The sequence below is a fragment of the Candidatus Kuenenia stuttgartiensis genome, assembly GCF_900232105.1.
Lineage (GTDB): Bacteria > Planctomycetota > Brocadiia > Brocadiales > Brocadiaceae > Kuenenia > Kuenenia stuttgartiensis_A.
Genome location: NZ_LT934425.1, coordinates 3521934 through 3547683, shown reverse-complemented (window position 1 = coordinate 3547683; position 25750 = coordinate 3521934). Strand labels below are relative to the sequence as shown.

The window sequence follows — 25750 nt, the reverse complement described above, 5'->3', positions numbered from 1 at the left end:
CTTTTGTCCTTGACAAAAGCCTTCTAATGAGTGAACCCGCGAATGTGTTTCATTTGTGGTTAATTAGCATTCTAAATTTCCTACATTGAGAACTTGCTTTGTCATAAATTCTTTTAAATATCTTCCGGTATAGGATTCTTTTGTTTCTGCTATTTCCTCCGGCGTTCCTGCCGCGACAATTTCACCTCCTTTTGCACCCCCTTCAGGCCCCAGATCGATAATGTAGTCCGCCGCTTTAATAACCTCATGATTATGTTCTATGACAAGCACGGAATTCCCCAAATCAACAAGCTGATGCAATATTTTCAGTAATTGTTGTATGTCTGCCATATGCAAACCGGTTGTCGGTTCATCAAGGATATAAAGGGTCTTTCCTGTTTCTCTCCTGGAAAGCTCCGTGGCAAGCTTGATTCTTTGAGCTTCCCCTCCGGAAAGGGACGTGCTTGACTGCCCCAGTTTTATATATCCCAGCCCGACGTCCTTGAGTGTGCGTAAAACCCTTTCTATCCTGGGAACAGCGGCAAAAAAAAAATGCGCATCTTCTATTCTCATTTCAAGCACCTCGGATATATTTTTCCCTTTATACATGGTTTCCAACGTTGCAGTGGTGTACCGCTTTCCATTGCATTCATCACAAATAACATAGGTATCGGGCAGAAAATGCATTTCCATTTTTTTTGTGCCCTGTCCCTTGCATGCCTCACAGCGCCCACCGCTGATGTTGAAGCTGTATCTTGCCGCGGTATAACCGCGTATCTTTGCCGACTGTGTTTGCGCAAAGAGGGCGCGAATTGGGTCAAACACCTTTGTATACGTCGCCGGATTTGAACGTGGCGTGCGCCCTATGGGAGACTGGTCAATTTCAATAACCTTGTCAATATGCCTGATGCCGGTAATTTTTTCGTGTTTCCCGGGGAGGGTATGGCCGCCGTGCAGGGCTTTTGTAAGGGCGCGGTACAGGACGTCGTGAACAAGTGTGCTCTTGCCTGAACCTGATACGCCGGTGATGCAACAGAAAACCTTTAAAGGGATTTTTACCGAGATTGTCTTCAGGTTATTGGCACATGCACCTTTAATTTCCAGGGCGTGTTTCAGATTGTATTTTTTTCTTTTATGCGTAGTGATTGTTTCCGGTGAATGGCACAGATAACGGCCGGTTATGGAGTCAGGATTGCTGAGAATTTCCTTCAATGTCCCTTGCGCTACGATACGCCCCCCCTGCTCTCCCGCTTTTGGCCCAAGGTCGATGATGTAATCAGCATGACGAATTGTGTATTCGTCATGCTCGACAAGAATTACCGTGTTTCCGTTTTCTTTCAGGGCGTACAGGGTTTTCTGGAGTCGTTCGTTATCCCTCGGATGAAGGCCTATTGTGGGTTCATCCAGCACGTAGCACACACCAACAAGCCCCGTTCCTACCTGTTTTGCCAGTTGGGTTCTTTGCGCTTCTCCCCCGGAAAGGGTATCGCTGCTGCGTCCAAGGGCAAGATAGTGCAGCCCAACCTCCATCATGAACTGAAGCCTGCTTTGAATTTCTTTCAGCAGTTGTTTGGAAATAACGGCCTGTCGTCCTGAGAACGTCAGCGTTTTGAAAAATGCAAGCGCCTCCTCTACAGTGAATGTCATGATTTCATGGATAGAGGTGTTACTGATTTTTACTGCAAGCGCCTCCGGCCTTAATCGTGCGCCATTGCACAGTGAGCACGTTCTGTAGCTCATGTAACCGGAGAGACGCTTCAAAACACGTTCAGAGGTGGTTTTTTTGTAGATCCGGTGCAGATCAGGAATAACCCCCTCGAAATCCGCAGACCCGTAAAGCAATGCGTGAGAAACCTTTTCCGGCAGATTGGCGAAAGATGTAGCAGGTGAAATGGAATACATTTCTGTAAATGTTTTGATGTGATCATCATAAATTGTCTGTGTAAGAGAACCCCAATTGTTCCAGGCGTCAATTGCCCCCTCTTTAATGCTCAGATGCTTATCTTTAATAATTAATTCCGGATCAAAATCAAGGGTACTTCCGAGTCCGTCACATCCCTGGCATGCGCCATAGGGACTATTAAATGAAAACAGGCGCGGGGCCGGTTCTTCATATCCCTTGCCGCAATTGGGACAGGCGTACCGTTCGCTGAAGATCGTGTCTTTCCAACGTTTCTTCTTTTCTTCGCTTACAACCATCACTCCATTGCCAAGAGTGAGGCATGTTTCAATGGAATGGTGAAGCCGTGACTGGACGCCTTCTTTTATAATGAGTTTATCCACAATTGCGTAAATATCATGGGCTTTATAACGTGCCAGTTTCGGGATGACGTCAAGGTCAGTGACCGAGCCGTCAACCCGTGCGCTTACGAACCCCTTTTGTAAGAGCGATTGAAATATTTCCCGATGTTCACCTTTTTTCCCTATCACAAGCGGCGCAAGGAGCATAATCCTTGATTTCTGGGGGATTTCCATGATTTTCTGCTGTATTTGTTCAATACTTTGGCGGGCGATTACGCAGTTGCAGAGACAGCAATAAGGGGTGCCTGTTTTTGCGTAGAGCAGGCGCATATAATCGTAGATTTCCGTTATTGTCGCCACGGTTGAACGCGGGCTTGAGGGACAGGTGCGCTGTTCAATGGCAATCGTTGGCGGCAACCCTTCAATAAGTTCGACGTCGGGTTTTTGAATCTGGTCAAGAAATTGACGGGCATACGAGGAAAGACTCTCGATGTAGCGCCGCTGCCCTTCCGCGTAAATCGTGTCAAAGGCAAGGGATGACTTTCCGGAACCGCTTATGCCGGTAATAACGGTAATGTGATCCCGCGGTATGTCCACATTTATACCTTTAAGGTTATGTTCTCTTGCCCCCCGGATGATAATGGAGTTGCCGTTTTCTTTTGTGGTCATTTTTCTTTCGTAAACTTCTTCCAGTCCTTCAATAACTCAAGCATCAGCATAACACCTACTCCCGTTGCCCCTTTTTGCATGTAGGCGTTATTTTTCTCCGCCCAGGAGGTTCCTGCGATATCAAGGTGTACCCAGGGATATTTCTCCGTAAACTTACTTAAAAAACAGGCAGCAGTTATCGTGCCGGCGCCGCTGCCTCCCGTATTTTTAATATCTGCAATATCGCTTTTAATGAATTCCTGGTATTCTTCCCAGAGAGGGAGTTCCCATACCCTTTCCCATGATTTTTCTCCGGCGGTTTTTATCCTGTTTTTCAGTTCTTCATTATTCCCCAGCATTCCTGTTGCAATGCCGCCCAAAGCGACTACGCATGCTCCGGTAAGCGTTGCGAAATCTACTACTGCACCGGGATGAAATTTCTCAGCATAAGCAAGCGCATCGGCAAGGATCAGACGTCCTTCGGCGTCGGTATTTGCCACCTCAGCAGTTTTGCCGGAATGAAATGTGACAATATCACCCGGTTTAATTGCAGAGCCGCCCGGCATGTTTTCCGTACAGGGAATAAGCCCTACAATACGCTGGGTGACCTTAAGTTTGGCAAGGGCGCTGAAAACACCCAGTACGGCTGCCCCTCCCGACATATCGCTTTTCATCTGGTCCATGTTTTTTGCCGGTTTCAGACATATCCCCCCGGAATCAAAGGTGATGCCTTTCCCGACAATTACAATAGTGTCCTGATTTTTGCTTTGCGGATTATACTCCAGTATGATGAATTTCGGGGGCTGTGTGCTGCCCTGGGCAACACCCAATATGCCTCCCATCCTGAGTTTTTTAAGGTCAGGTGTTGATAATATCTTGCATGAGACGCCTTGCTCTTTTGCAATATTTTTTGCAATATTCGACAGTATAGTAGGATTTTTATCCTGTGAGGGAGTGTTCACCAGGTCTCTGGCGAATGAAACTGCATTTGCGATAACCTGTCCGCGTTTTATGCCTTCCTTCACCGGAGTCAGGATTTTCTTATCAGATACCAAAAGGGTAAGCGCCCTGACTTCCTTTTCTTCTTCCGGCTTTGTTTGTTTATACTTTTTAAATTGATACAGCCCTAATACAGCGCCTTCGGTAAAGGACTGGCACCATTCTTCCAGCCTTTCTGCAAGGATTTCCAGTGAATCCATTACGCTTGTCACCTTCTTAATACCCATATCACGCGCGGTTTTAACGGAAGTACCGGACGCCTGTCTGATTTTGTCAAAGGTAATATCTTCTTTTTTCCCTAAACCAACAAGCAGGACATACTGGGAGGGAAATTTGCCATAGGTAGGCAAGGCACGGAGATTGTTAAGCTTTACGGTAAATTCCTTATTTTTTAATAATTCAGAGATGGCATGGTTGAATGAAACATCGAAGGGTTCTAATGTCTCGTGTATCTTTTTGCTATCTTCGTACATATAAAAAACTAACATTTCCGCCGTTTCATCTGCCGCATGTCCTGTTTTCGCATTGATAATCACAAATAACACCTTTCTTTAAAAGCAGTTCAAGAGATATTTTTGCATTGAAAAATTATTTATTTTGTAACAATTTAGCTTTTTGAAAAGCCACTATATAAAAAACAATATAACCCCGTTAGGGGTGGTCTGTTTGTAGCTCAATAAAATTCAATAGAGTAAATAGCTCCACAGGAGCGGCCTGTGTATGATTCATAGATAAACAGGCCGCTCCTGACGGAGCTAGTACCTCTTCATCCTTATCTTGCTACAAACAGTTCGCTCCTATGGAGCTTATAGATAATACATTTTTCGAGAAACTAAATTGTTACTCTATTTCATTTTTTTGTACGAACAGGATGTGTTTTAGGCAATTTTTCCGCAATCTTCATTGCCTCCGGAGAACATTCCGGATGCCCCCAGCCACTTTGGCTTGTCCCGGCAATTATGTCATGTATGATATTATCGTCGCCGGAAGGGCTGACACCTTTGGGGACATAGTCCAGCATAAGGACATGCCGTACTTTCCATGCAATAATATGGTCAGCACAGGAACTATCTCCGCTCACTCCCAATGCACCAATCAGCACACCTTCACTATTGTAAAGCGCCAGTCCGCCTCCAAACACATTTATACCGCCAATCCTCCTGCCAGCCATAGGGTCGTTTTCCTTTCCATATTTCTGCGGCGCCCCGCTGTAGGCGGTTTCTGTATCAACCGGATTACTCAACTGCAGCCCGAACAAACTGCCGCCAGGCTGAACTGCAGAAAAAAGATTCGCAGTCGATAATGCAAATCCGGGCAAACTGAACGCATTTGCAGTGTTTGCCTTTTGTGCTGAAATAACCCTGCTTCCGGGCCACTGATCGCCTCTCTCATTTCCGGAGAAGACCACCACTCTCACAAAGCCGTCCCGATCTACAACGGTTGCCCACATATTGAAACCAAAGCCGCCGTTGTCTTCTTTTACCACCGCCGATAACGCATCTTTTAATGCCGAATGGGAAGGCAAACCACCGGCAGCATACAAAGAAGAATTCATACCATGAAAAGACACGGTAACAAAAAAGGCATAAAAAAGTATCTTACGAATGCTCATCATACTACCTCCCAATAATAAATTTTTAATAATTGAACCACACATGATTTCATATACTTCTTTGCCATTTTTCTCAGGCATAACTACGTCTAAGACGAAGCTTCTCGACAAATCCCGTTCCCAAGCTGGAGCTTTGTAACGGGAGGAAAAATATTGAAATTCCTATACGTTTATTATGGAACAAATGCGACCTACTGTACATTTAAGATACCCCCTTGTCAAGAATCGAACCGCAGCTTAAAATAATCCACTTTATTCGTCTCACCCACCTTACGGCAGATTGATTCCCTCACCGGCTTTGCTGAAACACGTGTTTTTCCATACATTGAATATCTGACGTTGTAAATCACAGAAAAATGGCGAAAAAAAGTTGTATTTCCCTGTGTGTTTTACTATCATTCTAACTCCTCAAAAAAGAACCTGTTGTGTCATTTTGCAGTGCAAACGCATTATAACCACTGTAAAATCAATGAGATATTCAAGGCGGGTTCAGGATTCACAGTATTTGTAACGCTTTAGTTTTTTAAAAGTTAAAACTTGTTTTTTATTGTATATAGCTGAAAGGAGAGTGTATTGTCATGTCCGCAAAATTAATTAAAGGTACAGAGATTGGTGAACAAATATTAGAGGAAATTACCGGTGAAGTAGCGGAAATAAAGAAGAAACACGGCGTTGTTCCAGGCCTGGTAACAATCCTTGTCGGAGAAAACCCGGCATCCATGTCGTATGTAACCTTAAAAATCAAAACCGCTCACCGGGTTGGTTTTAAAGAGGTGCAGGATTCACAACCGGCGGATATTTCAGAAAAGGACCTTCTCGCCCTTATTGAAAAGTACAACCACGACGATTCAATTCACGGCATCCTTGTACAGCTTCCACTCCCGAAACATATTGATGAAAAGAAGGTGCTTAATGCCATTGATCCGGACAAGGATGTTGATGGGTTTCATCCTGTAAATGTCGGACGTCTTATGATCGGAGGCAATGAGGTAAAATTCCCGCCCTGCACCCCCGCCGGCATTCAGGAATTGATTGTACGGTCTGGCGTTGAAACCCGCGGCGCTGAGGTGGTTGTGGTTGGGCGTTCTAACATTGTGGGAAAACCAATCGCGAATATGATGCTTCAGAAAGGGAAAGGGGCGGACGCTACGGTAACAATAGTCCATACACAAACAAGAAATATGGCGGAACACTGCAAACGCGCAGACGTCCTTATTGTTGCCGCAGGAGTTCCCGGACTGGTAAAACCTGAATGGATTAAACCTGGCGCGTGTGTAATTGATGTGGGGGTGAACAGGGTAGGCGAAAAACCCAGCAAGAACGACCCAAACAAGATGGTTGCTCTTTTAAAAGGAGATGTTGATTTTGAAGCGGCGAGTGAAATTGCAGGATTTATTACCCCTGTTCCCGGAGGAGTAGGCCCTATGACCATTACAATGCTTATGAGAAATACCCTCAGGTCTTTGAAGTTTAAACTGGGGATAAAATAGAAAATTACGCTTTCATCCGGAGGTTGGAGGTCCGCGAAAAACATGGATCTCTGACTTCTGACTTCTGACCTCTGACCTTACACTATCGAGTTACTCTTACTTTAACTTTTGCCTTACTATTTGAGTCGCTTGACACAAACCTTGCCGTTGCATTTCCTCTCTTTACGCCCTCAATCGTAAACACAGCCTGTCCATTATCATCTGTGATTGCATTTTCGGGAGATATGGAAATATTGTTTCCACCCTTTATGATTTCCCAGATTAGCAGCACACCATAGCGAGGGTCGCCACCATTACATGCAACTGTTATCGTAACCGGTGCGGAAGAAGTGCGGGCAATTTCCATAATCTGCTGATCCGCAGATACAGTCTCTCTCTTACACTGCGCTGATGTTTTGAATGACATTTCACTTCCGTATAACGTCCCAACGCTGTTTTTTGCTACCAGCCGGTAATAATACGTTGTACTGAAACTCAGGCTACTGACACTACTATTTATAGAAACATCCTCATATCCGCCAACCGTTAGTTCTTCTGTTGTATTATCATAAGAACCGCTCACCGTTCCATACTCAAACCATGCTATCGTTGACAGTCCGGCGGCATTAATTGTCCCGTGCAATGTAGCCGATTCAACGGTTATATATGACGCCTCGCCCGTAGTTACTTCCCCGCTTACCGAAAGTGAGCTGTCGAATCGTGATATGAATGCATTGCCCAACTCACTATTAAAACCGGCGCTATATGCTGCTTCTGTGACCGGGAAATCATTCGAATACGTTGAACCTGCAATATACACGCCTCCGGCAGCACCCAAAACCATCGCGAGGGATTTATCATCATCCGCCCCACCAAGATACGTTGAAGCAAGCAGACTGGTCAGATCGCTGTTGAATTTCGAAATAAACACATCCGCACCGCCGTTAAATGATTCGTCAAAAACGTTAGCAGTTGTAGGAAAGTCTTCTGATTTGGTAATGCCAGTTACATACACATTATCCTCAGCATCTGTTACTAATGCATACGCCTCTTCATAATCCGAGCCGCCAAGATAGGTTGAAGCAAGCAGACTGGTTAAATCATCATTAAACTTCGATACAAAGACGTCTCCCCCATAATAAGACGAATCATACGCGCCGGCAGTTGTGGGAAAATCCGCGGACTCTGTTGAACCTGTATAACCTGTTATATATACGTTTCCGCTTGAATCCAGCGCCAATGAATAAGCGCCGTCATAATCATATCCGCCAATATATGTTGAAGCAAGCAGACTGGTCAGATCGCTGTTGAATTTCGAGAGAAACGCATCCGCACTGCCGTTAAATGATTCGTCAAAAACGTCGTCAGTCACCGGAAAGTCTTCTGATTTGGTAATGCCCGTTACATACACATTATTACTTACATCAAGCGCCAGTGAATAGGCTCCGTCATACTCTGACCCGCCCAGATATGTCGAGGCAAGCAAACTGTTTAAACCATCATCGAATTTTGTGATAAAAACATCTCTGTATAAGCCCGAAGACGATGTATCGTAAGCGCCTTCGGTGGTGGGAAAGTTAGTAGAGGAGGTCATGCCCGCTACATATACATTGCCGTTTATATCAAGCGCCAGCGAGCGGGCTTCTTCACTATACGACCCGCCCAGATATGTTGACGCCAATAAACTGCCAAGATCGCCGCTCAACTTCGACACAAAGGCATCACCGCCGGAATACGAGGCGTCATACGCATCTCCCGTTACAGGAAAATCTTTTGAATAAGTAAAGCCCGTTATGTAAACGTTGTCGCCTGAACCAATCGCCAGTGCATGGGCATCTTCAGTATTAGAACCGCCAAGATATGTTGAAGCAAGAAGACTCGTCAGGTCATTGCTGAATTTTGAGATAAAAACATCTTTATTACCGCTGGAAGAGGTTGCATATGCATCATCTGTCACAGGAAAGTCATCTGACATTGTTACTCCAAGAACAAACACATTATCATTTGAGTCCACTCCCAAAGACCTGCACTCTTCGTCAGAATAACCTCCCAAAAAAGTAGATGAAATAATAGGGTCAATGACGAGTTCCTTTGACCTGTCAAAATTAGCCGTTCGGAAACCATAGATAAATTTATCACCAATAGCGGTTTCCGTTATATTGTTCGCAAATACAGGTTTAGCACCCTTACTATTTGCCGTTCTGCGCCATCCATACTTCTTATTTTCTACGATACGATGCCCACTGTTGTCTGATATCTTTTCACCCTCATGAAGATAATATGTCACAGGCACATCTACTTTTTTGCCGTTGATAATCTGATACGCAACAGGGCGCGAAAATGCCGCCATCCCGGTTTGTGTTTCAACCGCAAGCCCGCCATAAGCATTAATTTTTAATGTGCTTCTTTCTGCCGTTTCAAGGCAAACCCTTATTTCGTCGGGGTTTGCCCCTGGTTTTACATAAAACAGCTTTTCTACGGCATTTCCATACGCTTTTAATTTCAATTCTATCCCATCGTATACCTCTCCCAGACTTACCATCCTGTAGCTTGAAATTGCGGACATCCATTTCCCAGCGTCATCCCCCTTAAAATAATTGATCTTCGCTGCCACCTCTTCTTCCCCTCGTATTCCGGATAGGGCACTGCCCGCAAGTTTTTCCCGGAGAATGAAAAGCCCCCTCTTTTCACCGGCAATGCCTTTCTTGCCGGAACTTTTCTCAATTGTTTCGGAGAAATCAGGGGGAGTCGTCTTGTTTTTCGCCTTACGCGCGCTTAATGCCTGTTTTCTTTGATGCTCCGGCAATACATACACCATTTCTCCGTCTTTTGTGACAAACACTGTGCCGCAGAAGATGTGCGCATAAAATGCCACCCGTTCATCCTGCTGCCCCTTGTTGACAATGAAAGGCGTCTCCATTTTCACAATCTTTTCAACGGCTTTTTTGTCCTTTGTTTGCTGTCCGCTCCCACCAAACAATTCATCTTTGGAAACAGGCGTTTGTATATCAAATTTCTCAGCCGCTAAACATACCTGTTTAAAAGAAAACACCCATAGTGCAATGCATATCAAAAATGCCAACGCAACGTTCCTGTTCTTCATCTCAAAAATTCCCCTCCTCGGGTTCTTGCATAGTAGGGACATGGCATGCCATGTCCCTACTATGTTATCGTAAATTAGGAATTTCCTCTGCGGTATAAAATGTGGCTTTAAAAATGGAATTATCAATCACATCTTCTTTATTCGCATAAAAATAAGGACTTACATATTCCCATACCACTTCCTTGTCGGATGTTACCTGAAATATGCGGCCAAAACACCCTTCGGTGATAAGGGTATTCCCGTTTGATAATCTTTGCGCCCCCGATATTGTAGGGCTGAAAAAATTAATTGCCGGCACATCACGGTATCGCCACACAATCTCTTTTGTATCCCGGTTTAGTTCTATTACTCTGGAATAGGGGACGGGTTCAGACTTCCGTTGCTGTCCGTTATCGAATACAAGTATATTGCCATTCTTAAGGATGCGTGGGTCATGTTGCTGGGCAAAGACAGAGTGTCCGAGCTTCCAGACAAATTTCCCGGTATTCTTGTCAATAATTCCAACGGTAGAGATATTTCTAAAACTCACCATTACCTGGTTGTCATCTTCTAACGGGACAACGGCATTTGCGTGCGTCCATTCATCCCTGGGGCAATTTGATTGAATAACATCCGTATCAAAATCAAGGTGATCCTTCGCATGCCACTTCCATACCTGACTTCCATTCGCATCTACCTCTATAATAATATCCGCCCACATATCGCCTTTTTTGCTGGAACCTTCAGTCCCCCCTTGTACCTGGTCTCTTATCTCCTCTGACAGTTTTTCCACCGCCAGGTAAATGGCGCCTCCGGAAGAAGTACGCCTGCCGTCATGGTGATGGTAGGGATTGCGAAGCTCCCATACAATATTTCCTTTCCAGTCCACTTCCATCATAATGCCCCCTTTAAAACTGTTCCAGTTTGGCCACAGATCCCAGGCGCCGTCATCCTCAACCTGCCCGTTATAGAAAAGATTGCCATTCGGCAGTAAATAGCCATACACACCTGGGGCATAAGGCAAATTCCACTGATGCACCACCTTGCCGTCATTCGTATCAATAAGAAATACTTCGCCGCAGGTATTATTCATTGGAGTAAAAAGAATATATCCCATAGCCGCTTTTTCCCTGTCAACTGCAACAACACCTGTGCGGCTGACCCTGCGGTGGGTTTGCTGGTCTATCGCCAACTTATCCACCAGATCATCTGCGTGTATGCCTTTACCTTGCCAGCCGCTAATCAATGCGGTGAAACCTAAAATATACATCGCTGTTTTTATTATTTGTTTTGAGCTTTTCATACTCCGTTTTTCCTATAAAATGCCATTGAGTTTACAATACAATACTTGCGGCAGATACAACATATCAAAAATACGAACGCTTTATTTTGAAGGTTCAATTTGTAACAAAAACCTAATGTTTTCTATCGTTGCCCGGACTCCTTTCCCCCTAAGCTGGCATAGCCAGAACCTATCAAGCACGAAATGGGAATTTGTTTTGAATTTCGGATTTCACCATTAAGGGAAAATGGGATTTGGATGCTTTGGCTATTCTTTTACTATGCCAACACCCTATTTGCAAATAAAAAATGCCATAATACACCATAAATGGAACAATGATTATTGCAACAATCTTTAACACTTTAGTTTTTTGAAAAATTCCAATAATAGCGCTGTTTTCCGTACGATGCTGGTACAACGGACATCCCTCGTCTCTCGTGCTTCGTCTCTCGCTCTTACGTTTTTCAAAAAACGAAAGTGTTACAATCCCACTTGCCTTGTACTATATTGCCGATAACGGCAAGCAGGACCTTGCATCCGCTTTGTCAAATTGATACACTTCCCACGTTGGTGGAGAAAACATGTTTTTCACAGAGTTTTTCAGAAAATCACCTTATTGCCAATCGCTCAAATTTTTTAAAAGGCCGCGTTAAGCAGATGGAAGATAAAAAGAGGTTAAACATACTTATAACTTCAGGACCTACAAGGGGTTATATAGACGACGTCAGATATATAAGCAATAAATCTTCCGGCAGATTGGGGGCTGCAATAGCAACCGAAGCGCTTAAAAGGGAGGCTGACGTCACAATGGCGTATGGCACAGGAAGTATTATTCCTGATGTTACTTGCTTAGGAAAAGAAACGGGTAACCGGCTTACCCTCATTGAAATAGAAACGATACAGGATCTGTCAAAATTATTCCGGGAGGGTTTACAGGGGAAAGTCTTTGACGCCGTTGTCCACGCCATGGCGGTGCTGGATTATATCCCTGAACAACCGGTCGAAGGAAAAGTGTCTTCCCATAGCAATGAGATTACCATACGGTTTATAAAAACTCCGAAAATAATAAAGTTAATAAAAGAGCTTTGGCCCCGTTTGCTGCTCATCAGTTTTAAATTAGAAGCGGGGATTCCCCATGATGAACTCATGAAAAGGGCCTATGCCTCCTTGCTGAAAAATAAAGCGGATTTTGTGGTAGCAAATGACCAGCATGAGATTTTAGGGGATAAACATCCCGGTTATATCATTAATTCACATCAGGAACTGGTGGCAACGTGCAATACAAAACAAGATATAGCAGAAAGGCTCATAGACATAATATATAGTCAAACAAATCTGATTTTAGAAATGTAGGGGCGAAACATTTGCCTGTATATAAGATTCGGACGTAAAATGTTGCTGCACACGCGTTAACTCCACTCTAATTGAACTAGTCTACTGTACACAGTCAAATGCTTCTCCCCTACTCTGGTAATTCCCCGGTTGCTAAGGTGAGAAGGTGCAGGGTTGTCCTGGTTGCGGCCATGCACGCAGTGTAATTTTACCCTTTACGCCTCTCCTATTTGAAAACATGTATGCATGAAATATGAGGCGGAATAGACAAACCTGCAACAAATTAATGGATAATAAAATTCTTGTTTTATCATGATAAAGTGAGTATCATTTTTTCATTGGCCGATTTCATTACGTACTGCAGTATTTTTGCTGAAAAACAACCTTTTTTCTTGCTTGCCGCATAACAGCTCCGCCGAATGGAGTCTGCAAGTGTTGCAGCTTAACGTTAATACATTAAACAGTACATTATTTCACCTGAAAACTTAGTAAAATAGAGTAGGAGACTTTATAATGAAAAAGATTGTATTTGTATTTGCTTTATCGCTAACATTATCTTCCGTAATAATCGCAGAAAATACTTTTGCCTATCAAATGAAATCGGTGGAAGAACCCTCTCGTGACTATACACATAGTAATTATTCACAGGAACATTCGCATGAAGCGCAAAACGAGGGCGGCTATTTTCTTGCCGGAAAAATTGCAGAAACAATGAACAGTGGCGGCTATACGTATCTCTGCATTGATGACTACGGGAAAAAAACATGGGTAGCCATACCGGAAACAACCGTATCCGTGGGGCAGGAAGTTGTTTTGCAACCAGGTTTTGAAATGACCGGCTTTGAAAGCAAGACCTTGAACAGAACATTTGACAAAATCATTTTTTCCAACGGTCTGGCGGATTCAGGGCAAGAAGCTCCTTCATACACTACCAAAGGCAGCAAGGGCATCAGCGTTACAACAAATGAAAATATCTCTGTGGAAAAAGCTACAGGGGCGGACGCTTATACCGTAGAGGAACTTTATGAAAACAGCAAGAAGCTTAACAATAAAAAGGTCATTGTGAAGGGTAAAGTAATTAAAGTTTCTGTTGGCATTATGGGTAAGAACTGGCTGCATCTTCAGGACGGAAGCGGAAGCCAGGATAAGAATAATACAGACCTCGTAGTCACCACAAAAGATCAACCTTCTGTCGGTGATATTGTTACGGTAAGCGGCACTCTCTATAAGGATAAGGATTTTGGCAGCGGTTATAAATATAATGTAATCGTGGAAGAAGCCACAGTGAAGAAATAACGGAGGAAGCCACGTTTGTTAAGGATGGATTTCAGTGGTTTGTAATGGCACAAACTTTCTTTCGTAATGTATTCACTGCCTAACAGGCAAAATGTTCTTTATTATCTTTTCAGGCTGTCCGGGAATTCAGTTTTTCGCAATTTTCTTCTATAATAAGTCATCATATATTAACAGCTGGATTTTTGCGGGATTCTCTATTCACGGACAGCCTGTTTTCTTTTAAACAGGCGAAAACTATGTCCATAGCTGCTCCTGTAAATAAAGCAATCAACCATTCGCCTGAAAATACTTTTTCCCCGGCAGATTTCGAAGATGAGCACAGATAAAAAACATCAAGTGGATTCAGATTGCAAATCTGAACCCGGCCTGTAGTATTCGGACGCTCAGGGCAGTTTTCTCCCTGCAGCTACCGCTAATATCCTCCTCCCTATCCACGAAGACGAAGTTGCCATAAATAAAAACCCGCCGCCATCCCCAACACATTGTGCAGTGATATAAATATACCGTGCAACATATATATATATATCATTGATTTTACAATGATTAAGATGTGTTTACCCTAAGCTGGCATAGCCAGAACCAAACAAACAGGAAATAAAAAATACGAAATACGAAACAAAACGTAACTATTCAGCGTAATCCATTAAACTACCGAAGCACAACTCGTTCTCAAACCTTGTACTGAACATAGTGAAGTATCTGATTGGGTACGTAATGGCAAAGGTATCAGTTTGTCATTGCAGGGGGGTCTCAGCTTGTCATTGCGAGGGGTCTTTTCCGAAGCAATCAGTATACTACGAGATATTTCGTGACGTAAGAAACGTCATATCGCGGGAGAAGCAAATTAAGGGTGGCTCAAGGGCTAAAAAAATAGAATTAATTAATGGGATGAATGCAGGAGGGAAGGATCTCTATGATGGTTTATGAGATTGCTTCGGAAAAGACCCTCGCAATGACAAGCCGAGTCCATTGTAATGACAAGCTGATGCCCTTGTAAGGACAAAATAAGTCACCAGTCATCATGTTACATTTGCAATACCCAGAAACTATGAAAATGGTTTTATAACCATATTGTGTTGTAGTATCTGTACTTAAACTATTTTTGTAGTCTTATTTTCGAGCTTGGGATTTCGGGCTTTGGGCATTGGAATTTTACCGCAGTACATGGCCACATTATACACATAAACTCATAGGTTCAGGTTGCAAACCAATGTCATTATGTTAAGGATATTTGATTAAAAACAACCCCCCTTTATCCCCCTTTTCTAAGGGGGATTTTTATGGCAGGTAGCAGAACTTAATGACATTGGTTTGCAACCTGAACCCGCCAGGAGTCGAGTAATGTTTACGTTGAATAGTTACATAATTTGAAAACATACCGACTTCTTTTTTTAATCCCGCCAAAATATCTTTCAGGATATCAGGCTCTGATGCATTGCCCCCGAAAACCTTGCTCTGTTTGGGAAAATCCCTCTTCATCAACGGTAAGGGATAGCGTAATTAACGGACAATCATTACGGCTCTCTTTTGATTTGTAGTGCCGGGCCTCCTTGCTCCCTCTTTTGCTACCCTCAAAGGATGACCCCTGGTATTTACTGGCTTAACGGCTTATCTATCCCTCGAATTGCGTCAGAAACTGCGTACATAGATTGGTAGGTCGGTTTTTGTTGGCATCTTAGCCTGAACCTGCTTTTCCTTAATACATCTGAATATTTTAAGAATGACATTTTTACGCTTAATTTTCTTGCCGCTGTTTACTTCTCTAAAATTACAAAAATGTAATCCTGCGTTAATCTCGTATTCATATACCATATCTTATAGTAAAAGTTACCGTAGTGCGATCCTTTCAGGTTCGCCTGCATATGTTTCGTATCATTTTGGGTCATTAAGAACTGGCAAAAGTGTCTACATACTGCCAAAAATCATAAAAATTATACTTAAATAGGGCACCTTATTTTTTAAAATGGTATTTTAGTGCGTATAACAAAAAAGGACATTCCTTTCATTCTCTGTCTATTTTTATTGGGCCTCTTTTTTTTCCTATTCTATACATGGGCAATACCGCTCATGGATCCCGATGAGCCTCGTTATGCCGCCACTGCACGGGGAATGGTGTTAGACAACAACTGGATTGTACCGTTTTTTAACGGGGAACCACGTATTAACAAGCCACCGCTCTTTTATTGGATGGTTGCCTGTTCCTATAAGGTCTTTGGAATAAACGAATTTGGTGCGCGATTCCCATCCGCTATGGCGGCTATTGGTACGGTATTGATAACATACCTGCTAGGGAAGAGGTATGAAAGCCGTAAGAGTGGCTTTTGGGCAGGTATGGTTCTAATATCAAGCCCTCTCTTTTTCCTTGTTTCCCGATTATGTATTACCGACATACTCCTTACCTTTTTTATCAGCGCCAGCCTGTACCTTTTCTTTGTTGAATACACGGAAAAAAACAAGAACATGCCCAGAAAATGTTTTCTTTTTTTCTTACTGGGCATGGTATTTCTCGTAAAGGGGCCGGTAGGGGTACTGTTGGTTGTTTTAACCATACTCTGTTTTCTCGCATGGATGCGCGACCTTCGATTTGTCAGGAAGCTTTGGTATTTACCAGGATTCCTGCTTTTTCTGGGCGTTATTTGTGCATGGGGTATCCCTTTCTGGCTCTCTTTAGGCACGAAACAGATTTTCGGATTAATTACACAGGAAACGACAGGACGGATTATTCATGGTTATGCCCATCAGGAGCCATTTTACTATTACCTGCCGGTGATCCTGGCGGGTTATTTTCCATGGTCGTTGTTCTTATGCGCGGTATTTTTCAATATCTTCAAAAAACGGACTGTCTTGCCTGTTGAGGAAAAAAGACGAGTATATTTTTTTTGCATATGGTTTGTCCTTGCCCTGGTCTTTTTTTCCCTTTCGCGCTCGAAATTGATGACCTACATTCTTCCCATTTCTCCTGCCATTGCATTGCTCACTATTTCGCTTTACCGATGGGAAAAAGAAGGCATCGCAGGAAAAAGTATTCGGTGGATATCATGGCTTTCGTTGGGGTTTTCAGTAGCACTCCCCATGGTTTTGATTTCCACCATGTCAAAGTGGGTTCCCGCGAATTATACAATGCCAACATATCATGTTGTCATTCCCGTTATGATTCTTTTCATTGTAGCACCGACCGCGTTTTACGCCATTTATTACAAAAAAGGCTTTTTATCGTTACTGAAGGTGTATTGTTTCACGCATGGTTTATTCCTCCTGGCTGTTATTATATTTGTAGTGACATATGTGGGAACCTTTCGTTCTACCAGGGACATTGTTAATAAAAGCCATCTGTATGAAACAAATGATTGCACTCTTCTCAGTTATGCCAAGACATTGCCGAGCTTAGTCTTTTACAGCGACAGAAATGTAATAGAAATAAACCCGGATGCATCACTTCAAACAGCCAATTTCGACAAGGGAAAACCCATTTACTTTGTAATGACTTTGCATTCCTTTCAGAAAAAAAAGGATTGGTTGCTGAGAAATAGCTTCCATATTGTAGACCGGGATAGCGCATACATTGTATTGAAAAGTGAGAAATAATTGAAAGCTATGACATGCATACAATTACGGTTCTTTCTGAAGAACAAGTATTGTCATAGTTGCATTTGCCGGACAGCAGTATAACGGTGATTGGGTTAGGTTTTGGAGTTTTTTTTGATCCATTGATTGTGCAATTGGATGATAAAGGGCGAATGTATTAATAAGAAATTTTAAAAACAAGGAGAATTTTTTATGGTTGAGCATATGACATTGGCTGTTACCTGGTTTGGCAAACAACATCGCCTGTTCGGACTCGACTGGAGCTACCTTACGATACTTGGGTTTATTGGCAATGCGGTCTTCTCCACACGGTTTTTTATACAGTGGATTGCCTCGGAAAAGAAGGGAAAGAGTGTCATTCCCGTATCATTCTGGTATTGGAGTATAGCGGGAAGCATGATCATGTGCGTTTATTGGATTATGGAACGTAGTCCTGTCGGCATATTAGCCTACCTGCCGAACTCTCTGATCTATATGCGCAATCTCCATTTGATCAGGCAGCATAAGCTTGCGGCAACGGCATCCGCTTCCACGCAAACTCCGCTTGAGGAAAGTTGAGGAATTCGCCTATGTCAAAGGATGAAATATTCAAAGACAATGTGCCGGCAGTGGCGGACTTTGTCTTTGGAGAGAAGGTCGCTTCCGTGTTTGACGATATGCTGGAACGTTCTATTCCTTTTTATCAGGAAATCCAGAGGATGATCGTGGAAATGGCCGTTGATTTTGCTGTCGAAGGAACGAATGTATATGATCTTGGTTGCTCAACCGGCACCACCCTCATCAATATAGGTGAAAATATTAGCCGTAAAGTAAAATTCATTGGTATCGATTCCTCGCAGGACATGCTTGCCAGGTGCAAACAGACTCTCTCCAAGCGCCGTTTTGCCGGAGAATACGAATTGATCTGCAGCGATTTGAATCACGGCGTTGCGGTCGAAAATGCATCGGTGGTACTCATGGTTTTAACGCTTCAATTCATCAGACCATTAAAACGGGACAAAGTAATCAGTGATATAGTGAGGGGATTAAATGAAAACGGATGCCTTATCCTTGTAGAAAAAGTGCTCGGGGAAGATTCGTTATTCAACCGTCTCTTTATAAAATACTATTATGATATGAAAAAACGAAATGGGTACAGCGAATTGGAAATCTCCCAGAAACGTGAGGCGCTTGAAAATGTATTGATTCCATATAAACTCCTGGAAAACAGAGAACTTCTGTTAAAGGAAGGTTTCCGGTATTGTGACGTATTTTTCAAGTGGTATAACTTTTGTGGAATGGTGGCAGTAAAATGATGATTCCAATAGGTACGTTCTTTTTTCGATACCGGAATGTCCTTTTTCCATTGGTATTTGTGCTGCTTTTTTTTGAGGGAACGTGGCCGATATGTGAAAACGAACTCATAGAAAACCTGGAAATTGTCATTGGCATTATCGTGGCATTAAGCGGGCAGGCATTACGGGCGCTTACAATAGGACTGGACTACATCAAGCGTGGTGGCAAGAATAAACGGGTATATGCGAAAACACTTGTGCAAAACGGCATGTTCGCCCATTGCAGAAATCCCCTCTATTTGGGAAATCTTTTGATTTTCACGGGTATTGGCGTCGTCGCAAACTCATTGCTATTTGTCTTGTTTGGTATACCGTTTTTCCTGTTTGCCTATATGGCAATCATATGTTCAGAGGAGAACTACCTTGAAAATAAATTCGGACAAGAGTTCAAGGATTACTGTAAACGGGTCAACAGGATTATTCCGGACTTTTCAGGCCTGCTTACCACCATTCAAAGTATGGAGTTCAGTTGGAGAAGGCTTATTATCAAGGAATATACTACTACCTTTTTATGGATAACCGGCGTACTCCTTCTCATTATTAAGAATATCTACCTTGGCAGGGGCTATGAGACAAGTAAATACACATTATTGATCTTGTCCGTTTTTCTTCTGATGGTATTTTTAGGGTTTTGTACTGCCTGGCACCTGAAAAAGAGCAAAATACTGAGATTGAAGTGAGTAGTGTGTGAGTGAATTTGGGACGGCAAAGACAACGCTGGAATTTACCCAGTGAGTAGAATACCCAGGCAAACGGTCAACACGTAAAAACATTGCTTCGAAGAATGTAGAAATACTGAAATTCACTCTGGAAAGCACAAAGCCAGACATCATCTATAAACTAAAAATGGCCTTCTACGATATCCTGCTGGCCAATAAAAACCTTTCATTTACGACAATAAATGCCGTCAACCTTTAATACAAAATACAAAAGGCTGAAATCCTAAAGGTCTTAGAATCAAGATGGATATTCCTATACAATCGGGATACGAAATGAAGAGTTTAGCCGTATTACAAGGTTATAAAAAGTTCTTTTTGTTTTTCACAGGACATAAGAATTTTTGGGTTAAGGGCCTGGAGATACTTACCTGGATGTTTCTTCCGGCGGTGGTTTTCTCCGGATGCGCTTCGTATCATCCAAGATATCTAACCTCGGCGGTCGTAGAGGAGAAACTTACCGTTCCTTCTACAAAGGATATTTGTATTATGGCCGGATCTATTGATCACCCTGTTCTGAAACCTATAGACTTTGACGACCGTGACGGACTTTCACCGAATGAGGCGGCAGTTTTGGCCGTCCTGCTGGATCCCTCCCTGACGGTGGAGAGAGACCGCCGTCTCCTTGCAGGGGCGCAATTGCTGCAGGCCGGGTTATTGCCGAATCCACAATTCTCTTACAATATAAATTTTCCCACCGGGGGGCCCACAGAGGGTCTCGTAAACAATTTCGCAACCAATCTCAACTGGGATATTAAATCCCTGATAAGCCGGTCCGCCAGGGTGGATGCGGCATCCGCAAAACAAGCGGAAGTAAATCTTGCTGTTGCCTGGAAGGAGATGCAGGTGGCACAGGGGGCGCGTATGGCCGTTTACCAACTTTTGGCCCTGAATAAACAGGCTCAGGTCAGAAAGGAAATGGAACAACTATTATCTGAAAATGTCCACCGTGTTCGTCAGGCGGTTATGAATAGCCTTCTTACAAAACTTGACCTGGCCGCAGCCGAGGCTGCCTATAATCAGGCGCAAGTTGCATTGTTACAAATCACACAGGAATCGGGTCAGCAGCTCCTGACGTTGAAACAGCTTCTCGGCCTCCCTCCCGATTATGAGATAAAATTGCAGGACAACATTGAATTGATGGATAACATTGATATTTCATCACTCGAACAGTTGACTGCAAGCCTTGATACACGTCGGCTGGATTTGCTAGCATTACGCCAAGGTTACAAAAGCCAGGAAGCGACGGTTAGGGAGGCGATTCTTACACAGTTCCCGATGATAAACCTGGGCGTCAATCAAGCGCAAGACTTTGGCGGTTTCTATAACGCCGGTCCGGGTATTACCATAGGAGTGCCCATCTTTAATCGCAATCAGGGAATGATAGCTTTCGAACGCTCCACCAGAAAACAACTCTTTGATCAATATGTTAACAGTGTTTTTGCGGCACGATTAACTGCCGCCAAACTTTTAAAAATCATGCTTTCTCTCAACAACAGGATTACTGCCTCCAAAGAGGCCGTTCAAGTATTGGAAAAGCTCCTTCTCACTTACCGGCAGGCGTTGGAACAAGGTTATTCAGATGTAGTTATCTATTACAATACATGGAGCAGCCTGGCGCAAAAACGTATTGACCTGATTCTCCTGAAACAACAACTGGCGGATTCACGTTTCGCATTTGAACTTGCCGTCGGAATATACAGTATAGAGGAATAGCGCAATGACTCAAAGAATACGAGTAAAAGTGGCAATTGGAATAGCGATAACCGTGGCTATCGTGTCGTTATCATTATACTGGTGGCGTAGACAGCCTGGACCGCCAACCGTAGTATCCGGAGGCGCCGGTCAGGTAATCGTAGAGGACAGTTCTCCTGTGGCAAAAGTTAAAACTGTTCCGTTGAGCTATGGCCGTATTAACGAAACGCTTACGGCGTATGGAATAGTGGAACTGCTTCCGAGTACTATTGAAATATACAATGTTACCTTTGAGTGTATTATCACCAGGGTGCTGGTAACGGCAGGACAGGTTGTTAACCCCGGTGAATTGTTACTTATAATCAAGCCCAGCCCTGATACACAGTTAATATTCAAACAGGCACAGGACGAACTTGAATCCGTGCGTCTGGAAGAGGCGCTTCTGAGCGATCGCATCAAGTTACAGTTATCTACAAAGCAGGACATGGTGCCGGTACAACTCAGAAGCCGTCTGGCTGAAAAGAAACTCAATAGTTTAAAAGAGCGCGGTGTTGAATCGATGAAGGAAATCAGGGCTGATTCAGCAGGCATTGTGTATTTCATCGGAGCGCAGCCGGGTCAAACCGTGCCGGCGGGCACAAACCTCCTGCAACTGGCGAATGAGGACCAGATCATTGTCCGCCTCGGGGTTGAGTCCGATGACTTTAACCGGCTTGAGAAAAGTCAATCGGTAAAATTGAAACCCATTCTTGCACCAGACTCTAAATCTATTGAAGGGACCATCCAGACAATTACCCGCCGGGTCGATCCCATTACACGTCTCGTCAGTGTGATGGTTAAGCCAATGTCCGAAGGTAAATTGCTGCTCAATGACTACATCGAAGGGAAGATTATCGTAAGTTCCCGTAATGCCTTACTGGCCCCTCGCGAAGCCATTCTGCCTGATAGCGGCGGACATAGTCTCTTTACGGTCATGGGAGGTCATGCCGTGAGACATCTGGTGCAAATCGGATTGGAAACTTCCGGGAAAATGGAAATAATCTCAAAAGAGCTGAAAGAAGGTGATCCTGTAGTAGTGTTGGGAAATTATGAGTTATCTGATGGTATGCCGGTCGTGGAGGAGCGGAAACAATGACAATCCCACAGTGGGCGCAGCGTCATCACCGGTCTATCCTCTTCGCACTGGCGGCTTTTGCAGCCGCAGGCATTTTCGCCGGAATGAGTATGCCCATAAGCCTTTTTCCACGAATGAATTTCCCCAGAGTTTTTGTGAACATAGAGGCGGGAGACTGCCCTGTGGAACGTATGGCAGTAGAGATTACACAGCCGGTTGAAGAGGCCGTACGTTCCGTGCCCGGTGTGCGTAACGTACGGTCAAACACCAGCCGCGGAAGCGCAAACGTGTCCGTAAATTTCGACTGGAATGTGGATATGCTATCGGCCATGCTTCAGGTGGAATCGGCTATCAACCAGACGCGTGGATCGCTTCCAACCGGGATAAACTTTCTGGTGAGAAGAATGGATCCCACGGTATTTCCGGTATTGGGGTACAGCTTAATTTCGGATACACGTTCTCTTGTGGAATTACGTGATATTGCCCTGTTCCGTATTCGGCCTGTTTTATCAACGGTTACGGGCGTTGCTCGTGTCGGTGTGTTGGGAGGCGCTGTCGAGGAGTACCAGATCGTTGTAAATCCGAGAAAACTGAATTCATTCGGATTAACCATTGATGATGTGGTTAAAGCAGTTTCCGGGTCAAACGTCATTAAGGCCGTGGGCCGTATAGAAGAAAACTATAAACTGTATCTTGTACTTTCCGATACGCAGTTTGGGGACATCAGTCAAATTGAACGAACAATACTACGTTCCAACATAAATGGAGTGGTGTATCTGGAAGATGTTGCCACGGTGAGCCAAGGCACAATGCCGCAATGGACGCGTGTGAACGCGGATGGACACGAAGCGGTTTTGTTCCAGGTTTATCAGCAACCAGGCGGAAACACGGTTCATATAACCGATGAATGCAGGGTAAAACTCAAGGAGTTAAAAAAGATTATACCCCCGGATGTCAGTGTCTCAAACTGGTATAATCAAAGCGATTTAATCCTGGCATCTGAGCGCAGTGTACGAGACGCGTTTGGAATCGGTATTGGACTGGCGGTACTGGTTCTTCTCATATTTCTTCGCAATCTGAAATTGACCCTGATAGCTGTGATAACCGTTCCCATGTCGCTGGCTGCCACTGTACAGATTCTTGCATGGCTGGGCATGAGCCTCAATATCATGACCCTTGGCGGCATGGCGGCAGCCGTAGGTCTGATCATTGACGACATCATCGTTATGATTGAGCACATCATCAGGCGTTTGCGTGGAAGCAGCGGCCATTATGCGGAGCGCATTCATGAGGCAGCGGCCGAATTTACCCTTCCGTTGGCAGGTTCTTCCGCCTCAACAATTATCATCTTTGCGCCGCTGGCATTTCTCAACAGCGTCACCGGAGCATTCTTCAAGGCGCTCTCTTTGACGATGGCCATGTGCCTTGCCGTCTCTTTCTTAATAGCCTGGCTGGCTGTGCCGCTGTTCGGGCGCCATTTGCTGAAACAAAAGGACACGGAACAAGCGGAGGGAGGACACATGACCACCGCGGCACACAACCTTTACGATGCCCTGATGCGGATTATATTGCGGAACCCGTTGATAATCCCGCTGGTAATCATGCCTTTTCTTACACTGGGATATTTTGCGTATCAACATACGGGTTCGGGTTTCTTACCCTCTATGGATGAAGGAGGCTTTATCCTGGACTATCGCACAAAATCGGGCACATCACTATCAGAAACCGATCGGCTGCTACAGCAGGTGGAAGAAATCCTGCAGACAACTCCGGAAGTCCAGACATACTCGCGGCGGACCGGACTAAGCTTGGGTGGTTTCATTACTGAGGCCAATGAAGGCGATTTCTTCATCAGGCTAATACCTATGCCAAGACGCGGTCTCGATGATGTTATGGATGAAATCAGAGACCATGTAGTGCATGAGGTCCCCGGTATAGAAATTGAGATGGCCAAACTTATGGAGGACATTATCGGAGACCTGACGGCCGTTCCTCAACCAATCGAAATTAAGTTGTTTTCAGACAACGGCCTCCTGCTGCAACGCCTGGCGAGGAAAACTGCCCGGAAGATAAAAGACATACCCGGCGTTGTAGATGTCCGTGATGGAATAGTTCTGGCTGGTGACGCTATTGAAATTCATGTGGACAGGGTAAAGGCGGCGCTGGAAGGCATGACGCCTGGAGAGGTGACGCAAACGCTGGAAAACTCTTTGAGGGGTAACGTAGCCACCAATATTCAATCCGGTCCGAAAATGGTTGGATTGCGTGCGTGGATACCGCACGAGGACCGTTTTTCAACAGAAGACGTTAGAAACCTGAGACTTCGGTCATTGGACGGGCATATCTTTCCACTCAAACGAATCGCCAATATAGAACCGGTTGCCGGCCAGTCACAGATCGCGCGGGATAATCTGAAACGAATGATTGCTGTCACCGGAAGAATCAGCGGAAGAGACATGGGATCCACCGTTCATGATGTCATCAGGGCGCTGGATCAACCCGGCTTCCTGCCAAAAGACGTTTACTATACAATTGGAGGTTTATACGAACAGCAGCAGGATGCATTCAGAGATCTTGTTACTGTTTTCGTAGCAGCAGTCCTTTTGATCTTCGTTCTGCTCTTATTTCTCTTCGAGAGTTTCCAGGCAGCCATAGCGATGATGCTGACAACCCTCCTCGCGTTAGTGGCCGTCTTTATCGGGTTGTGGATCACCCATACCGATTTGACCATCACCGCCATGATGGGCATGACAATGATCGTGGGCATTGTTACCGAGGTGACGATATTCTTCTATTCGGAATATCGTAATCTGCCGCGTGGCGGCATTACTCCAGCTCAACGACTGATCCTGGCAGGCAAGAACCGAATGAGGCCCATTGCCATGACCACCCTTGCGGCAATCTTCGCCCTTGCTCCCCTTGCATGGGGCATCGGTGAGGGCGCTGACATGCTGCAGCCTCTTGCGATTGCCATCATCTCCGGCCTTGTGGTGCAGATGCCCCTTGCATTGATAGTGCTTCCTGTATTCCTTATGGTACTGTCAAGGATCAAGGACAAAGATAATTTGTGATACAGTCGAGACGGCTATAGGTGGAAGAGCAATGTCATTAAGTTAAGGATATTTGATCAAAAACAACCCCCTTTATCCCCCTTTTCTAAGGGGGACTTTTGCGGCAGGTAGCTTAACTTAATGACATTGAGTGGAAGGGTGGTAACAACGGTTGTAAGAGATATAATGGCAATCGCCCTTATTGGCGGTCTTATTGCTTCAACACTTATTATACTCGTTGTCCTGCCGGCCGCATATAAACTCGGCCAAAAAGCGTTCAAAGTCAGTTTCTAAGTTCATTGTAAAGGAATTTTCA

17 protein-coding genes and 1 pseudogene are annotated in these 25750 nt (G+C 44.3%); 12 read left to right on the top strand and 6 right to left on the bottom strand.

The window, feature by feature from the left end; genetic code table 11:
• Positions 1–63: 63 nt before the first annotated feature.
• The 3 genes from uvrA to KSMBR1_RS16525 form a co-directional block, all read right to left on the bottom strand.
• A complete protein-coding gene (uvrA, locus tag KSMBR1_RS16535; RefSeq protein ID WP_099326306.1) occupies positions 64–2889 on the bottom strand; it encodes an excinuclease ABC subunit UvrA in 2826 nt (941 codons plus the stop codon).
• The gene (locus KSMBR1_RS16530; RefSeq protein ID WP_099326305.1) at positions 2886–4403 is read right to left on the bottom strand and encodes a leucyl aminopeptidase; all 1518 of its coding nucleotides are present in this window, start codon (positions 4401–4403) and stop codon (positions 2886–2888) included. Before KSMBR1_RS16530 ends, uvrA begins: the two co-directional genes overlap by 4 nt.
• Positions 4404–4717: 314 nt before the next feature.
• Complete coding sequence (locus KSMBR1_RS16525) at positions 4718–5479, bottom strand: GlcG/HbpS family heme-binding protein (protein WP_419470241.1); 762 nt, start codon at positions 5477–5479, stop codon at positions 4718–4720.
• A gap of 578 nt (positions 5480–6057) precedes the next feature.
• Between KSMBR1_RS16525 and folD the strand changes: the two genes are divergently transcribed.
• Positions 6058–6969, top strand: coding sequence for a bifunctional methylenetetrahydrofolate dehydrogenase/methenyltetrahydrofolate cyclohydrolase FolD (gene folD, locus KSMBR1_RS16520; protein WP_099326304.1), 912 nt, complete (start codon positions 6058–6060; stop codon positions 6967–6969).
• 82 nt (positions 6970–7051) lie between these two features.
• Here folD and KSMBR1_RS16515 read toward each other — a convergent pair whose 3' ends face one another.
• Both KSMBR1_RS16515 and KSMBR1_RS16510 read right to left on the bottom strand, forming a co-directional pair.
• A complete protein-coding gene (locus KSMBR1_RS16515) occupies positions 7052–10051 on the bottom strand; it encodes a DUF7948 domain-containing protein (RefSeq protein ID WP_172953491.1) in 3000 nt (999 codons plus the stop codon).
• A 64-nt stretch (positions 10052–10115) separates the two neighbouring features.
• A complete protein-coding gene (locus KSMBR1_RS16510; protein WP_197705236.1) occupies positions 10116–11333 on the bottom strand; it encodes an aryl-sulfate sulfotransferase in 1218 nt (405 codons plus the stop codon).
• Positions 11334–11843: 510 nt separating this feature from the next.
• Between KSMBR1_RS16510 and KSMBR1_RS16500 the strand changes: the two genes are divergently transcribed.
• The 3 genes from KSMBR1_RS16500 (at position 11844) to KSMBR1_RS21215 (ending at position 14867) form a co-directional block, all read left to right on the top strand.
• Complete coding sequence (locus KSMBR1_RS16500) at positions 11844–12665, top strand: phosphopantothenoylcysteine decarboxylase domain-containing protein (RefSeq protein WP_099326301.1); 822 nt, start codon at positions 11844–11846, stop codon at positions 12663–12665.
• Between the two features lie 492 nt (positions 12666–13157).
• A complete protein-coding gene (locus KSMBR1_RS16495; protein ID WP_099326300.1) occupies positions 13158–13940 on the top strand; it encodes an OB-fold nucleic acid binding domain-containing protein in 783 nt (260 codons plus the stop codon).
• Between the two features lie 714 nt (positions 13941–14654).
• Positions 14655–14867: a GIY-YIG nuclease family protein gene (locus tag KSMBR1_RS21215; RefSeq protein WP_157820672.1), complete on the top strand. Its 213-nt coding sequence runs from the start codon at positions 14655–14657 to the stop codon at positions 14865–14867.
• 426 nt (positions 14868–15293) lie between these two features.
• On the opposite strand, the pseudogene KSMBR1_RS23645 reads toward KSMBR1_RS21215, so the two are convergent.
• A pseudogene (locus tag KSMBR1_RS23645) lies at positions 15294–15516 on the bottom strand (IS1634 family transposase); the annotation flags it as partial.
• A 491-nt stretch (positions 15517–16007) separates the two neighbouring features.
• Here KSMBR1_RS23645 and KSMBR1_RS16480 point away from each other — a divergent pair.
• The 8 genes from KSMBR1_RS16480 to KSMBR1_RS21210 all read left to right on the top strand — a co-directional run bounded on the left by KSMBR1_RS16480 (position 16008) and on the right by KSMBR1_RS21210 (position 25728).
• Positions 16008–17525 (top strand): ArnT family glycosyltransferase, encoded by a 1518-nt coding sequence (locus KSMBR1_RS16480; protein WP_099326297.1) that lies wholly within the window; start codon positions 16008–16010, stop codon positions 17523–17525.
• A gap of 192 nt (positions 17526–17717) precedes the next feature.
• A complete protein-coding gene (locus KSMBR1_RS16475) occupies positions 17718–18083 on the top strand; it encodes a lipid-A-disaccharide synthase N-terminal domain-containing protein (protein ID WP_197705235.1) in 366 nt (121 codons plus the stop codon).
• Between the two features lie 11 nt (positions 18084–18094).
• The gene (gene cmoA, locus KSMBR1_RS16470; protein WP_099326296.1) at positions 18095–18820 is read left to right on the top strand and encodes a carboxy-S-adenosyl-L-methionine synthase CmoA; all 726 of its coding nucleotides are present in this window, start codon (positions 18095–18097) and stop codon (positions 18818–18820) included.
• Positions 18817–19539: a methyltransferase family protein gene (locus tag KSMBR1_RS16465; protein ID WP_099326295.1), complete on the top strand. Its 723-nt coding sequence runs from the start codon at positions 18817–18819 to the stop codon at positions 19537–19539. Before cmoA ends, KSMBR1_RS16465 begins: the two co-directional genes overlap by 4 nt.
• A gap of 312 nt (positions 19540–19851) precedes the next feature.
• Positions 19852–21291, top strand: coding sequence for a TolC family protein (locus tag KSMBR1_RS16460; protein ID WP_164995329.1), 1440 nt, complete (start codon positions 19852–19854; stop codon positions 21289–21291).
• A gap of 4 nt (positions 21292–21295) precedes the next feature.
• Positions 21296–22405 carry an efflux RND transporter periplasmic adaptor subunit gene (locus tag KSMBR1_RS16455; RefSeq protein ID WP_099326293.1) on the top strand — a complete coding sequence of 370 codons (1110 nt, stop codon included), beginning with the start codon at positions 21296–21298 and terminating at the stop codon, positions 22403–22405.
• Positions 22402–25455 carry an efflux RND transporter permease subunit gene (locus tag KSMBR1_RS16450; protein WP_099326292.1) on the top strand — a complete coding sequence of 1018 codons (3054 nt, stop codon included), beginning with the start codon at positions 22402–22404 and terminating at the stop codon, positions 25453–25455. Before KSMBR1_RS16455 ends, KSMBR1_RS16450 begins: the two co-directional genes overlap by 4 nt.
• 120 nt (positions 25456–25575) lie before the next feature.
• On the top strand, positions 25576–25728 hold the full coding sequence (locus tag KSMBR1_RS21210) for a hypothetical protein (protein ID WP_157820671.1): 153 nt from the start codon (positions 25576–25578) through the stop codon (positions 25726–25728).
• Positions 25729–25750 lie beyond the last annotated feature (22 nt).

Excerpts from the sequence above, each read along its gene's own strand:
- KSMBR1_RS16495 (WP_099326300.1), top strand. The coding sequence starts at position 13,158 with ATGAAAAAGATTGTATTTGTATTTGCTTTATCGCTAACATTATCTTCC.
- KSMBR1_RS16475 (WP_197705235.1), top strand. The coding sequence starts at position 17,718 with ATGGTTGAGCATATGACATTGGCTGTTACCTGGTTTGGCAAACAACAT.
- KSMBR1_RS16465 (WP_099326295.1), top strand. The coding sequence starts at position 18,817 with ATGATGATTCCAATAGGTACGTTCTTTTTTCGATACCGGAATGTCCTT.
- KSMBR1_RS16515 (WP_172953491.1), bottom strand. The coding sequence starts at position 10,051 with ATGAAGAACAGGAACGTTGCGTTGGCATTTTTGATATGCATTGCACTA.
- KSMBR1_RS16525 (WP_419470241.1), bottom strand. The coding sequence starts at position 5,479 with ATGAGCATTCGTAAGATACTTTTTTATGCCTTTTTTGTTACCGTGTCT.
- KSMBR1_RS16480 (WP_099326297.1), top strand. The coding sequence starts at position 16,008 with ATGGATCCCGATGAGCCTCGTTATGCCGCCACTGCACGGGGAATGGTG.
- uvrA (WP_099326306.1), bottom strand. The coding sequence starts at position 2,889 with ATGACCACAAAAGAAAACGGCAACTCCATTATCATCCGGGGGGCAAGA.
- folD (WP_099326304.1), top strand. The coding sequence starts at position 6,058 with ATGTCCGCAAAATTAATTAAAGGTACAGAGATTGGTGAACAAATATTA.
- KSMBR1_RS16510 (WP_197705236.1), bottom strand. The coding sequence starts at position 11,333 with ATGAAAAGCTCAAAACAAATAATAAAAACAGCGATGTATATTTTAGGT.
- KSMBR1_RS16455 (WP_099326293.1), top strand. The coding sequence starts at position 21,296 with ATGACTCAAAGAATACGAGTAAAAGTGGCAATTGGAATAGCGATAACC.
- KSMBR1_RS16460 (WP_164995329.1), top strand. The coding sequence starts at position 19,852 with ATGAAGAGTTTAGCCGTATTACAAGGTTATAAAAAGTTCTTTTTGTTT.
- KSMBR1_RS16450 (WP_099326292.1), top strand. The coding sequence starts at position 22,402 with ATGACAATCCCACAGTGGGCGCAGCGTCATCACCGGTCTATCCTCTTC.
- KSMBR1_RS21210 (WP_157820671.1), top strand. The coding sequence starts at position 25,576 with ATGACATTGAGTGGAAGGGTGGTAACAACGGTTGTAAGAGATATAATG.
- KSMBR1_RS21215 (WP_157820672.1), top strand. The coding sequence starts at position 14,655 with ATGGCAAAGGTATCAGTTTGTCATTGCAGGGGGGTCTCAGCTTGTCAT.
- cmoA (WP_099326296.1), top strand. The coding sequence starts at position 18,095 with ATGTCAAAGGATGAAATATTCAAAGACAATGTGCCGGCAGTGGCGGAC.